This is a genomic window from Snodgrassella alvi wkB2 (assembly GCF_000600005.1).
Lineage (GTDB): Bacteria > Pseudomonadota > Gammaproteobacteria > Burkholderiales > Neisseriaceae > Snodgrassella > Snodgrassella alvi.
Genome location: NZ_CP007446.1, coordinates 1523308 through 1537329 on the forward strand (window position 1 = coordinate 1523308; position 14022 = coordinate 1537329).

Genomic DNA, 14022 nt, shown 5'->3' on the forward strand with positions numbered 1-14022 from the left:
TGATTTAGCGCTGTTTTTTCTTAAAATTATTCATGACCTGTGTCAGATTATGCTGCAGTACATCCTCTACTGCTCCGGGTACTTCGGCCATTAATTCACGCTGTAATGTGGTTACTAAACCAGCTGTATGCTTTTGTACTGCAACACGAACCATACCTGCTAATACATCAGTAAGATGTGGACGTAATTTTTCAGTTAACTGTTGCAGTAAAGCCTGCTCGGAAATACAGGTTACTGCCCTGTTAGCTGTACCTCGCGGTTCTATGACATGCATATGTACATGAATGATCGGCTGGCCATTATCGCTGGTAGCAGAAAGCTCATCTTCTGTATTTTGCCGGCTTACTTCTGTTGGTATAACAGTAGACTGTTTACCTTTTAGCTGGATAGTACAGTTTGAGGGCAGATTTTCATCAACAGGAGCGCTTTGTAAACAGTTTTGTGCGGCCAGCCAGTCTTCCTGAATAAGCAAGGCTGTATCATTTAATGCAGATTCCTGCTTTTGCGCTTCTAGTGTACTTTGCTGCTGCCATTGTTTCAGATAAGCCCGATAAACCCGCTCACGCTGTACTGGATCCAGTAAAACTTCAGCAGGCTGGGATGTAGATACCATTTTAGGCTCTGGCTCAGGTTGTCTGCTGCGATTTTTTATCGTATTGGTAACTATCGGAGGCACATTGAAATCATGCGGGCGTCTTCTGGTTTTAGGTATAGATAACGGCGGTGCATCTGATATGACTTCTTCCTGACTGTTTGACCGGCTATCTTGCTTTTTTTTGTGCTGGCGCAACTGCTCAAGACTGCGCTCCCATTCGGGCATAGTCTCTGTAGCCATTTTTGCAGGGCTGACAGTTGAATTAGCGACAGATTGCTGTTCAGGCAGATCATCACTCAAAGTAAAAACAAATTGATTTTGTTGTTCATACTGATTTTTCACCATGCCCCCACTTCTGATCAGTCCGGTATATTTTAACTGGCTGTGCATATTTTTATGTAAGCCATATCTGAGTAATTATAGCAACTTTTATAGGTTAAAATGCTAAAATAAACTACATAGTGTTCAATTAAATTAGGAATAACACATGAGTACCATTGAGCAGCGAATAGAGTTTCTGGAAGAAAGCAACGAGGCTCTGATGATGCAAAACCGAGTGCTGGCCACCGCAATTAAAGGTCTGCTGCGTGCGCTGCCTGCAGACATAGCTGAGTTGGCTACTGAATCCATACGCGCGGCTTTTGATAATGAAATTGCGGAATTACAGTATGAGGAAAATCCGCAAGTAGAATTATTTCACGATGCCACTTATACTTTTTTTCACGAACGTGAACATTAAACCTAAACAGGCTGGCAATAATATAATTGCCAGCCTGTTTAATTAGATAGATTCAGATAAAATAAATTATTATTTTCTTACATCTCTGCATAATTGGGCCCGCATCCACCCTCAGGACAAACCCAGTTAATATTCTGCTCAGGGTCTTTAATATCACAGGTTTTGCAATGCACGCAGTTTTGCGCATTGATCTGTAAATGCGGTTCACCGGCCTGATCTACAATTTCATAAACACCAGCCGGACAATAGCGTGTTTCCGGACTGGCATATTCACGATAATTAACGGATATTGCCAGCTCAGGATTATTCAATTTTAAATGTACGGGCTGATTCTCATCATGGCTGATACTGGCAAGATAAACACTACTCGTACGATCAAAGGTTAATTTACCATCGGCTTTGGGATAATCAATAGGCCGGCATGCTTGCGCTTTGCGTAAAGATGCATAATCCGGACTTTGATAACGTAGCGTCCACGGTGCCTTACCTCTGAAAATATATTCTTCAAGTCCGCTATAGGCCAGACCGCCAAACAGCCCCCATTTAAATGACGGCCGGATGTTTCGTACTTTATGTAACTCATGATACAGCCAGCTGTTTCGAAACAATTCACTATATTTCACTGCTTCAGTATTACTATCATCACTGACATGTTCCTCTTTTAATACCTCAGCAATAGCCTCTGCAGCCAGCATACCTGACTTCATTGCCGCATGAATGCCTTTGATTCGGGGAACATTCAGAAAACCGGCAGTATCACCGACAAGCACGCCACCAGGAAAAGTCAGTTTAGGCAAACTTTGCAATCCACCTTCGCTTAATGCACGTGCCCCATAAGCAATACGGGTACCACCCTCAAGCACCTCCCGGATAGCCGGATGGGTTTTATAGCGCTGCATTTCAGAAAATGGTGACATATACGGATTCTGATAATCCAGTCCAACCACAAACCCGACAGCAACTTTGTTATCATTTAAGTGATAAAGAAATGAACCACCATAAGTTTTCCGGTCAAGCGGCCAGCCAATTGAATGAATGACGGTGCCCGGTTTGGATTTTTCCGGGGCAATAGACCACAATTCTTTGATACCAATTCCATAAGTCTGATTCTGACAATCTTTATCCAGCTGAAACTGCCGGATTAAAGTTTTGGTAAGCGAGCCTCGACATCCTTCAGCAAATATAGTTTGTTTTGCCAGTAACGCCATACCCTGCTGATAATTACTTCCCGGTTGTCCGTCTTTATTCAGTCCCATATCACCGGTAGCAATTCCACGTACGGAACCATCAGGATGATAAAGAACTTCTGCAGCTGCAAAACCGGGATAAATCTCTACTCCCATTTCCTCAGCCTGCTGTGCCAGCCAGCGACAAAACAACCCCAGACTAATAATATAATTACCATGATTATTAAAGCTGGACGGAGTAAGTAAACGATAAGCTTTTTTTTCAGTCAGAAACAGCAGCCGGTCTTCTTTAACTGCACAGGTTAAAGGTGCGCCTTTTTCTTGCCAGTTTTCAATCAGTTCAGATAATGAACGCGGATCAATGACGGCTCCTGAAAGAATATGCGCCCCCACTTCAGAACCTTTATCGACAATGCATACACTAATGTCACGTTGCTCTTTAGCTGCAAGTTGTTTTAATCGTATGGAAGCAGCTAATCCAGACGGTCCAGCACCAACAATCACAACATCATAATGCATGCTTTCACGTTCTATGGATTCTGTCATGGTCGATTTCCTGCATTGAAACAATAATAACTAAATCTACGGCAGACATAAACAATATATATATACCGTATAATAAAAACTGGCATTATATCGAACAATGACTAGATATATCGACTACACTGATTAACGAATTTATATATTAATTTAGTAATCAAGCAGATAAAATATTATATATAGAATTAATTTCGAACATTTTTAATCAAATAATAAATATTGATGAAAGCAGGTAAATTAAACTTACCCGTAATTACCACTATCTTATAAAAGTATTTAATGTAAATTTTGTTGATTTGGAAGCCGTTTTTCACTCTACTTAAAAAAGTTTAAACGACTTGCATCATTGCTAACTATTAATACTTCACAATAAAAACCGTAAAAACTATAAATATAACAGCAAGAAATTAATCAGCCCTTCAAGCCTTCAAGAAAGAAACAAAATATATCTGTTATCAGATATGCTCTTCAACAATCTATGTAAATTATCCATCGTAGAATTACAGTCACAACGATATTAATAATTTATATTTAAATAAAAAATATAAATATTATATAGTTATGTATAAATTAAACCCATCAGTAAAATATAGCTGATTTTTTCTATTACTTTTCATCAAATATCACCACTGTTAGTAAACGCTAATCGGATATTGAGTATATAAAACAACAAACATGTAAATTTGTTGTAAAAAAGCAACTTTTTCGATTACTAATAATTTAATCACATAATTACTTTTTAATAATAATATTGTTGCTTAATATTTATTTTTATTAAAATTTATCAATACTTTATATTTTAAATTACAACACCTTTCTATGGGCGCGAGTAGAAGTAAATACACTATCAATCCATGTTTTCGACTATATAGACTATATACATGTATCAAAGAAACTACTTATTTAACGAAAATACACACTTGGCTGATTGCATTAGTTTGCAAGGCGGGGCATAATTCGCTTTGCACAAGTTATGCGCACTATAGCTATTTATTGACGAATGATATAGTGTGCAAAAACTGGATTTCCATCACTAAAGTAATACTTTTTGATACAAGTTAAGGTACATAATCATGAAAAAATCTTTATTAGTTGCTGCAGCTCTGATGTCTTTGTTCTTGGCTGCCTGCAATGATAAAAATGAAACTCCAGCTGCGTCTGCTGCATCTGAAGTTTCTGCTCCTGCTACAGCTTCTGAAGCAGCTCCGGCTTCTGAACCTGCTCCAGCTCCGGCATCTGAAGTTTCTGCTCCTGCTGTAGCTTCTGAAGCTTCTGCTGCTTCTAACTAAGCACAAGAAATCAAAAAAGCCAGACTGGAAAGTCTGGCTTTTTTGTTGCTTAATCGTATCGAGTAATATAATAAAGTTATTCAAGCAACCTGTATTGATTAAAATTTTTTTACAGTTTGCCTCTGAAACTCATCATCAAATATAACAACTGTTCAAATAAACAGAAAAATAATACAGTTCGTACACTCCAGAGAGGTTTTTCAGTTTCTGTACTGCGTAAAAATAGCAGAAGCATTATTATCCACTGACTTCCTATCCAGAAAACCGGTTGCCAGACAAACATCTGGAATAAAGTGACCAGTAATGGAATTTGCAGGATAACATTTTTCACTAAGCATAATACCAAAACCAAACAAACAACCAAGGCACTAAACTGCAACCAGCCACCATACAGCAACGCAGTTAAATATGCACTTTGTTTCAGCTGATCGCGCCGATGCAGAGCAAAACATGAACCGAGTAAGATATACACTGGCATCAAATACAGATTTAGTGGCTTAAATAAATCAGCAATACCCGGTAATATCAGGCTACTCATTGCGGCCAGAATTATCCAGAGTACCAGTGAAACAACCAGCCAGCCATAAATACGGTATTTATAGCATTGCCAGACAAATACTCCTGTATATACCAATACAACTGCATAACTGATTAGCGTACCCATTAACGCACCAGTTTCAGCAAACGTGCAAGCACAGCCGCCATATTATCAGCTATAGCTGCGACCCATTCAGTAGACATATCAGGGGAAAAATGTGCTTCATCTTCATGCCCAATTACCAGAATAGCCAGCGTCTGTTCTTTCCAGCGTAAAGGTAATTGCAAAAAGCTTTCCAGTCGCGGTTGTTCAGGCAATAATTCCAGTAAAGCAGCAACTGGTAAAGCGCCACAAACAGGAGAAGTTAATTTTTTACTAATAACTTTAAATTTCTCATTCACATGTAAATTTACAGGTACACGAACATTTTTAGGAATATCCGCAGTGATGATTAGTGCATGATAAGGTAAAGTAAATTCATTGTTTAATCCATCGCTGATGGCTCGCTGCCATTGTGCCAGTGTATTGACGATAAGCAGACGCTGAGTAAACGCCATAAATTTGGCCATTAATGTATGGTTAGCATTAGCATCGCCCAGCATTTGAATAAGCTGTGAGGCCATTTTTTCAGTTTTTTGCTGCATTACCTGCATTTTGCCCTGTTGAAATGACAATATTTTGCTTTCAATCGGGCGCAGATTAAATTCAGCAGCATGTTCGTATAACCACTGTGGCTGTGCATGTAAAAATTTTAGTACTTCAGCTTCCTTAATACTCATAAGTAATTTATCTCTCCTTCAAATACAGTCTCTGCCGGCCCGGTCATCCAGACATGCGCATCAGGTTTCTGCTGCCAGCTTATTGATAGCTGCCCGCCGGGTAAATTCACCTGTACCGGTTTATCATCACCCAGTAAGCCAAGACTGATTCCGGCTACAACCGCAGCACAGGCACCGGTACCGCATGCCTGTGTTTCTCCGACACCTCGTTCAAACACACGCAAATAAATCTCTCGTGGCTCTTTTATCTGCATAAATCCGACATTAACCCGCTGAGGAAACTGTCTGTGACTTTCAATGGCTGCACCAAGCCGGTGCACGGGCGCATGATTAATATCTTCTACAACCACCACTGCATGCGGATTACCCATATTGATACAGGTCACACTAACGGTATCAGCTCCGACAACCAGTTCATGGCTGATACTCTTGGCATCATTTTCATCAATAGCTGCAAACGGAATCTGTTCTGGTGCAAACAATGGTATACCCATATCCACTGTTACCAGCCCATCTTCATTCAATCGCGGCACAATTATTCCGCCGGCAGTTTCTACCACAATCTGTTTTTTGCTGGTTAATCCTTTATCATAAACAAAACGGGCGAAGCAGCGTGCACCATTACCACATTGCTCTACTTCGGAGCCATCTGCATTAAAAATACGATAACGAAAATCAGCGTTCGGTGTCTGCGGTGCTTCAATCAGCAGAAGCTGATCAAATCCCACCCCTGTATGGCGCTGAGCCCAGGCAGCGATTGGAGCTGTATCCGGATAAAATTTCTGGCTAATTCCGTCTATCACCATGAAATCATTACCCAAACCATGCATTTTAGTAAATTTTAGTTTAGTCATATGCCATTCAGTCTGTCATCACAACTGGTTTAAGCAGCTATGATACCGATTTATCACCGTAACGATAAGTTCTGCACTGAACTAATTAGCAAATATCTTTATCCGGAAAAAATACAATTATCTTGAAAACAGGCGTTACTGATCACTAAACCAGCTATTTTATTTACAATTAACCTGAATAGCCCGATTATTTTGCCGGCAAGAGAAAACAGCAGCAAAAGATTTTGGTAATTTATCAAACAGAACCTATTCAGATAAATAAATCTGTTTATATAAATTATGCTGAAAAACTGATTATTTTATTTGTTTACTGAAATAATCAATAAAAACCCGTAGTTTTGCCGAATTTTTATTGCTTTGCGGATAAAGAAAACAAAACTCCCATTGATTATCCTGAGAACATTCCGGTAATATTTCGACCAGCTTGCCGGATTGTAACTCTTCCTGAACAGCAAATCGAAAAAGCTGAACAATACCATTGCCATTAATGGCCAGAAATTTTGTTGCCAGCATACTGTCAAATACGTGTATCTGTTCAGTTCCATTATTGTATGTTGTGCTTTTATCTATATATTTCCATGAAAATTTTTTATTATTCTGGCTGATACTGAAATTGATACACTTATGATTTTGAATATCAGCCGGTTCATATATTATATTATTCTCAGACAAATATTCAGGACTGGCAAACAAACCGGATGTAGCACAATATAGTTTCCTTTTAACTAAAAATGGTTCCAGTCTGGTATCCGACTGAATCAGTCTTACAGCAACATCATAAGTTTCCGTTACAAAGTCAATATTGCGGTTAGTTACATGAAAGTCAAGCTTAAGCTGCGGATACTGTGCACAAAAGCATTTTACATAGGGTATTATTTTATAATTAAAAAAAGTTTCCGGAACACTTATTTTCAATCTACCGGAAATTGCCTCTTTGTTTACTTTCAGTGCCTTTTCGGTACTGATTAATGACTCCAGAACTTCAGTACATTTTGTATAATAAATTCGTCCTTCTGGCGTTAATTTTGTTTTACGGGTATTGCGACTAAATAATTCAACCCCTATTCTTTCCTCAAGACGCTTAATTGAACGACTGACTGCTGCCGGTGTAATATTCAGATATTGTGCTGCTGTAGAAAAATTTTCATTTTCAGCAGCCGTCAAAAATAATTCAAGACTAGCTATATGCATGCTTTTTAAACGTTTTTTCATTATGATAATGTTTTAAGTCATTTGAATCTAATCATTAGTCTGTTGATTATTTCGCATACAAATATTATTCAGCATCAACGCGACCAAAGTTATAGCCATACCGCACATTTCTACTGCAGAAATTTTATGTCCCTGAAAAATACCGATAACAGATGAAATAACCGGTACCAGATTAACAAACAAAATACCATTAACTGCACCCAGACCTTTAATACCGGCATTCCAGCTAATGATAACCAGCGCAGTGATAATCAGTATAAAAATATCCAGTCCGCTTGCTAATATGGCTTTCATTTCCGGTCTGCCGGCATATCCCAGCAAAGTCGCAATCATAGTTATTGCTATGATAGTTAACATTCCTAATGAAGAGTTCAGAGCAGTTACACGCAATGCACTCCAATCATATTTTGAAATCATCGTATTGGCAAAATAAGTATATATTACCCAGCAAACAGTTGCTGTGAGTAATAATATGTCGCCGATTAAACTTGATGAGGCAAGTAAATGATTAAAATTTCCATCGGTAATCACCAGAACAATGCCAGTAAAAGCCAATAGCATGCAGATGATTGTGCGAAAATCCGGCAAAATGCGATGAATTATTGAAAATAAAATCAGGGATAATAAAGGCATTAAAGCCAGAATAATGGTTGCATGTTCGGCTGATGAGAATCCTATACCGATAAATGTAAAAAAATTCAATCCGGCAAAACCGACGCTACCGAAAAACCAAAGCTGCAAAGTTTTATTTTCTGTCCGAAAACTTTGTTTTCCTTCCTGAATAATTAATACCAGACTAACCAGCAGGGCACCAGGAACATAGCGAATACAGGTAAGATAATAACCATCAATACCAGAAGAAACAGCATGTTTTGAGGCAGGATACATAATTCCCCAGCCTGCAACCGTGATTAATAAATATAAAATACTTTTATAATTTTGCTGCTGACTGACTTTCATATCATTAAACCTGATTCAGTATTAAATTTTTTATTTTTATAGCAGTTCTCAGGTAAAAGTGCATTACAGCAGCCGGAATAACAGTTATTACATCAGGTAATAACTGTTATTAAATACAGAGATATCTCAACCAGAAGCATTTGTAAGAATTTTATTTATATTATTTATAAATGCATAACCGGAGGCTGAACCAGCATCAGAACAACAGGCAAAGTAATTAAACTTAAAACCGTGCTGATAAAGGTGGCTGTAGATACAAGCTGTGGTCTGGTATTGAACTGGACAGCCAGTAATGTAGTGTTAGCCGCGGTAGGCATTGCCGCCAGCACTATAAGCACTTTTTTAGCCATCAGATCTATTGGCATAAAATATACGAGCAGCATTGCCCATAGTGGTGAAATCAGTAATCGGATAACCAGCGCAAAACTGATTTTGGCTGCTTCAATCTGCCTGATATGCAATGTAGCCAGCTGCATGCCCAGAATCAGCATAATTACCGGAATAGATGAATCCCCGATCATGCCCACTGCCAGCATAATTTCCTTACTTAAAGGAATATGCAGTAATTGAAATATTAATCCGAACAATGCGCCATAAATAATCGGCATTCTTAAGACTTTTTTCAGTACGGTATTCTGGCTAATACCATCAACATCACTACTGCCTTTAGCAGCATAATAAGTGCCGATGGTGCTCATAATAAATTGCTGTAATACCATCAGAATAACAGCAATATCAAAACCGGCACTACCAAAAAATACCAGAATTACCGGAGTGCCATAATTACCGTTATTCATAAAGCATGAAGCCAGAATCAGAGCACAATTATCCTGATTTTTATAATGACAAAATGCCGACCAGAGATAAACCAGTATAATCAGTCCGACAGACAATGCCAGAACATAAAAAGCATAATAAACATAAGCACTAGTTAGCGGGTGATTATAGAAAGTTTTGAAAGCCAGAAAGGGAGACAGAATATACAAAGACATTTTTGATAAACCAGCAATATCAAATTTCAATGTCTTCTGAGCGATAAAACCAGTGACGAAAATACCAAACACCGGTAATAAAATCAGCAAAAAATGCATTGTCTGCCCTTTCCTTCTCAGTATATCTGCCAGATATGTATATATTCTGCTATATGAAGAAAATGTAAATAGTTTGGCAATATTTTTCAGAATCGGGCTGTCATTATTATGTAATTATTCTGCCCTGATCCTAAATTTAATTATGACTTAAAACCAGTTTACAAAATAGTCGCGCCACAATGCCATTGACCATAATATAGCCAGCAATAGCATGGTTAACAATTGAGCTGCTGAAGCCGTATCTTTGGCTCGCTTTGCCAGAGGATGCTTTTCTAGCGAAGTGTGATCTACTGCAGCTTCAATAGCAGTATTAAATAATTCCACAATCCAGCTTAAAAACGATGCCATGATTAATACCATTCGTGTCAGGCTACCAAAATCCAGTACAAATACAAGTACAATCAATACACTATTTAATGCCAGCAGCTGGCGAAAAGCCGATTCACTGCAAGCTGCCTTCAAACCCGCCAGAGAATAACCATAGGCATTGAATATACGGCGTAAGCCCTTTTTACCTTTAATCGATGTTGCAAACGATTGATTATTTTCAGGCATGATCAGATATTATCCTAGTTATATTGAATTTTTAATTGAGTTTTTAAGTATTAAACCGGAGAGCCATATAAGCGGGCGGCTTCTTCCACTGCATCAGCAAAAAGTGCCGGTACATTACAATCAGTTTGACTGGTAATTTCCTGAAAACCCGTCGGGCTGGTTACATTAATTTCAGTGAGGTAATCACCAATAACATCCAGACCGGCAAGTAAAATCCCTCTGCGTACCAGTTCCGGAGCAAGTGTTTCTGCAATCTGCTGATCTCGTTCACTCAATGGCTGAGCCACACCCTTTCCTCCGGCAGCCAGATTTCCGCGCGTTTCACCCTGCTGCGGAATACGAGCCAACGCATACGGAACGACTTTTCCGCCAATAACCAATATACGTTTATCACCATGCACAATTTCTGGAATATAACGTTGCGCCATGATAGTTCGACTATCCAGATGCATCAGCATTTCCAGAATACTGCCGATATTGGGATCACTTAGCGTCAGACGAAAGATACCCATTCCTCCCATACCATCCAGAGGCTTAATAATAATGTCATGATGCTGGGTTAAAAATTCACGTATATCTGCAGCGCGGGTAGTAACCAGTGTTGGTGCGGTAAGCTCAGGAAAATTCAGAATAGCCAGTTTTTCATTAAAATCACGCATAGCCTGACCACTGTTATATACATGCGCACCCTGATTAGCAGCCAGTGTCAGCAAATGAGTAGCGTACAGATACTGCATATCAAAAGGCGGATCTGTACGCATGATTACTGCATCAAAACTATTTAAGGTATATTGCTGCTGAGATAAAACATTAAACCATGCATGGTCATATTTATCTTTTGCTTCAATAAAATCAAATTCATCTGCCTTTGCTGTCACATACTCATTTTGCACACTCAAGTCACCGGCTAAGGTGTGAAACAATTTCCAGCCCCGCTGAGACATTTCGCGCATCATGGCATAAGTCGTATCTTTATAAGTCTTGAAACTCGCCATCGGGTCTGCAATAAATAAGATTTTCATTGAATTTACCTGTTAGAATTTTTATCCGGCCGGGATAAAATTATTCCCGTCCGGATAATTACCACGCTATTTATTTGAGTGAGCGGATACCCACAGCTTCACGTACCGCTTCCAGCAAAGGTTTTGCTGTCTGACGTGCTTTTACTGCTCCAGCCTGCAAAATATCCTCAATTAAGGATGGTTGTGCGTTAAGCTGCTCGAAACGTTCACGTTTTTCAGCCAGTTCTTCATTAATTTTTGCAGCCAGAATTTTTTTAGCCTCACCCCAGGCCAGCCCGTCAGCCAGCATCTGAGTAAACTGTAAAGTTTCTGCCGGAGTCGAAAATGCTTTATAAATATCAAACAGCGGACTTTCATCCGGTTGTTTGGCTTCACCGGGTTCTTTCAGATTGGTAACAATTTTATTAACAGCTTTCTGCAACTTTTTTTCAGACTCAAACAATGGAATGGTATTGCCATAACTTTTGCTCATTTTCCGGCCGTCCAGCCCTACCAGAGTTTCAACGTTGTCATCAATTTGAGCTTCCGGTAACGTAAATAACGGTTTATAACGATGATTAAATCGTCCGGCAATATCACGCGCCATTTCAAGATGCTGAATCTGATCACGCCCTACCGGTACTTTATCCGCATTAAACATCAGTATATCCGCGCTCATCAGCATCGGATAACAGAACAGCCCCATTTCAACTCCGTGATCCGGATCTTCCTGCCCTTTTTCTGCATTTTCCTGTACCGCAGCTTTATAGGCATGTGCCCGGTTCATCAAACCTTTGGCTGTATTACAGGTAAGTATCCAGTTCAACTCCATTACTTCAGGAATATCAGTCTGACGATAAAAAGTTGTCCGTTCCGGATCAAGACCGCAGGCAAGCCAGGTTGCTGCTACTGCTTTGGTAGATTCATGGACTTTTTCAGGCTCATGACATTTAATTAGCGCATGATAATCAGATAAAAACAGAAAAGATTCTACTTCTGAGTTCATACTTGCTTGTATTGCCGGACGAATTGCCCCTACGTAATTACCCAGATGCGGAACTCCGCTTGGCGTTACGCCAGTTAAAACACGAATTTTTTTCATTATAAACACTTACTTTAAAAATAAATTTTTATTAATACTGAAGCCAGTTTTCATACTTTTAACATTCAGCAAATCATATAATCGATCCGGATAAATTAAACCGCCGGTTCAGACATATTTTCCAACTCAATGGCTGCAGCCAGAAGTGATAGTCTGGCCAGCACACCATAAACATATAAGCGGATACTTTCACAATCTCTGGCCTGAGTGACATTTTCTGTTTGCGGTATGCCCAGCTGTTCCCATGGTTTAAATTCCCGTTTGCTGGCTGCTTCTTCAGCGCTCTGAGTATCCAGAGAAGCAATATTGCATTGTAATGGTACAAAATGCATACCAACTGCATTAAGATTTTCATCCGGTCCGCGATCCTGATGTACCCGGTAAAAACCACCAATGACAAACCGGTCCATCATATATACCACAGGCTCGGCTGTTGCCCCATTCAGCGTTTCATAAGTATAAATTCCTTCCTGTACAATTACTTCGCTTACTTCCAGGCCTTCTTTGATTTTAGCCATTTTATTACGTTTTTTACGATTTAAACCGCGTACTTCTTCAGCAGAATGCACACTCATGACACCCATACCATAAGTACCGGCATCGGCTTTAACAATAACAAATGGTTTATCCTGAATACCTAACTCATCGTATTTGTGCTGAATACGCTGCAATAATCTTTCGACAGTTTCAGCCAGCCGGTTTTCTCCTTCATGACTGGTAAAATCCAGACCACTGCATACTTCGAAGTAAGGATTAATTGTCCACTCATCTATACCTACTAATTGTGCAAACTCAGAAGCTACCTGATTATAGGCCTGAAAATGTGTACTTTTACGCCTTGTAGTCCACCCTGCTTTTAACGGAGGCAATAATGTTTGCTCCAGACCCTGCAATATTTCCGGCACACCGCCAGATAAATCATTATTCAGGAGAATCATGCAAGGGGTGAAACCGTCGGCCAGCTGTAAAAGATTGCCCTGTCGCTGTACCGGTTCCAGCGTAATGTGATCACCCAGCGCCGTTTCCAGCGTGGTAACCTCTGTAATCTCAGGATTCAGTGTTCCGATACGAACATCTAATCCGACATGGCGCAAGATAGAATACAGCGCATAGACATTTTGTAAATAAAAAGTGTTGCGCGTATGATTTTCGGGGATCAGTAAAACTGATTGTGCATCTGCACAGGCACGTTCTACGGCATCCTGTGCTGCTACTGATGCCAGCTGAAGAAAAACGGGATTCAGATTATTAAATCCGCCCGGAAACAGATTCATATCTATGCTGGCTAATTTATATCCGCTGTTACGAATATCCACAGAACCGTAAAAAGGAGCGTGGTGATGTCGCCATTGAGCACGAAACCATGATTCAATCTGTGTTTGACTGGCTAAAATTGCACGTTCAAAATCCTGCAATTCTTCACGATGCGCTGAGGCTACATCAGGTAAACTCATATTTCATTCCTTTCTACATTCATACCCAGCATTTTTGCTGCACATGCGGTATTCTATATAATTTTGCCGGTTCAGAGGGTATTCTTTTTAAGTTTAGCTCAACTAAAGGTTTTATTTTCAGACAGA

General features: G+C 39.5%; 14 protein-coding genes. 2 read left to right on the top strand and 12 right to left on the bottom strand.

Features of this window, described 5'->3' with window-relative positions; genetic code table 11:
- Positions 1-4: 4 nt before the first annotated feature.
- Entirely contained in the window at positions 5-940 is a 936-nt protein-coding gene (locus SALWKB2_RS06985; RefSeq protein WP_148295347.1) for a hypothetical protein, read from the bottom strand.
- A gap of 142 nt (positions 941-1082) precedes the next feature.
- Here SALWKB2_RS06985 and SALWKB2_RS06990 point away from each other — a divergent pair, with 142 nt between their 5' ends.
- Positions 1083-1334, top strand: a complete 252-nt coding sequence (locus SALWKB2_RS06990; protein ID WP_025330960.1) for an NGO1151 family protein — start codon at positions 1083-1085, stop codon at positions 1332-1334.
- Between the two features lie 77 nt (positions 1335-1411).
- Here SALWKB2_RS06990 and SALWKB2_RS06995 read toward each other — a convergent pair whose 3' ends face one another.
- Positions 1412-3067 carry an electron transfer flavoprotein-ubiquinone oxidoreductase gene (locus SALWKB2_RS06995; protein ID WP_025330961.1) on the bottom strand — a complete coding sequence of 552 codons (1656 nt, stop codon included), beginning with the start codon at positions 3065-3067 and terminating at the stop codon, positions 1412-1414.
- Between the two features lie 1067 nt (positions 3068-4134).
- Between SALWKB2_RS06995 and SALWKB2_RS07000 the strand changes: the two genes are divergently transcribed.
- Positions 4135-4350: a hypothetical protein gene (locus tag SALWKB2_RS07000; protein WP_025330962.1), complete on the top strand. Its 216-nt coding sequence runs from the start codon at positions 4135-4137 to the stop codon at positions 4348-4350.
- Positions 4351-4459: 109 nt separating this feature from the next.
- Here SALWKB2_RS07000 and SALWKB2_RS07005 read toward each other — a convergent pair whose 3' ends face one another.
- The 10 genes from SALWKB2_RS07005 to gshA all read right to left on the bottom strand — a co-directional run bounded on the left by SALWKB2_RS07005 (position 4460) and on the right by gshA (position 13896).
- The gene (locus SALWKB2_RS07005; protein ID WP_025330963.1) at positions 4460-5014 is read right to left on the bottom strand and encodes a hypothetical protein; all 555 of its coding nucleotides are present in this window, start codon (positions 5012-5014) and stop codon (positions 4460-4462) included.
- The gene (locus tag SALWKB2_RS07010; RefSeq protein ID WP_025330964.1) at positions 5014-5667 is read right to left on the bottom strand and encodes a DUF484 family protein; all 654 of its coding nucleotides are present in this window, start codon (positions 5665-5667) and stop codon (positions 5014-5016) included. The genes SALWKB2_RS07005 and SALWKB2_RS07010 overlap by 1 nt, the downstream gene beginning before the upstream one ends.
- The gene (gene dapF / locus SALWKB2_RS07015) at positions 5664-6521 is read right to left on the bottom strand and encodes a diaminopimelate epimerase (protein WP_025330965.1); all 858 of its coding nucleotides are present in this window, start codon (positions 6519-6521) and stop codon (positions 5664-5666) included. The genes SALWKB2_RS07010 and dapF overlap by 4 nt, the downstream gene beginning before the upstream one ends.
- Before the next feature lie 294 nt (positions 6522-6815).
- The gene (locus tag SALWKB2_RS07020) at positions 6816-7733 is read right to left on the bottom strand and encodes a LysR family transcriptional regulator (protein WP_025330966.1); all 918 of its coding nucleotides are present in this window, start codon (positions 7731-7733) and stop codon (positions 6816-6818) included.
- Between the two features lie 27 nt (positions 7734-7760).
- Positions 7761-8693: a DMT family transporter gene (locus SALWKB2_RS07025; RefSeq protein ID WP_025330967.1), complete on the bottom strand. Its 933-nt coding sequence runs from the start codon at positions 8691-8693 to the stop codon at positions 7761-7763.
- 164 nt (positions 8694-8857) lie between these two features.
- Positions 8858-9784, bottom strand: coding sequence for an AEC family transporter (locus SALWKB2_RS07030; RefSeq protein WP_025330968.1), 927 nt, complete (start codon positions 9782-9784; stop codon positions 8858-8860).
- Positions 9785-9931: 147 nt separating this feature from the next.
- Entirely contained in the window at positions 9932-10339 is a 408-nt protein-coding gene (locus SALWKB2_RS07035) for a diacylglycerol kinase (protein ID WP_025330969.1), read from the bottom strand.
- Between the two features lie 50 nt (positions 10340-10389).
- Positions 10390-11361, bottom strand: a complete 972-nt coding sequence (gene gshB / locus SALWKB2_RS07040) for a glutathione synthase (RefSeq protein ID WP_025330970.1) — start codon at positions 11359-11361, stop codon at positions 10390-10392.
- A gap of 70 nt (positions 11362-11431) precedes the next feature.
- A complete protein-coding gene (gene trpS, locus SALWKB2_RS07045; RefSeq protein WP_025330971.1) occupies positions 11432-12442 on the bottom strand; it encodes a tryptophan--tRNA ligase in 1011 nt (336 codons plus the stop codon).
- Positions 12443-12537: 95 nt separating this feature from the next.
- Entirely contained in the window at positions 12538-13896 is a 1359-nt protein-coding gene (gene gshA / locus SALWKB2_RS07050; protein ID WP_025330972.1) for a glutamate--cysteine ligase, read from the bottom strand.
- Between the last annotated feature and the right edge of the window lie 126 nt (positions 13897-14022).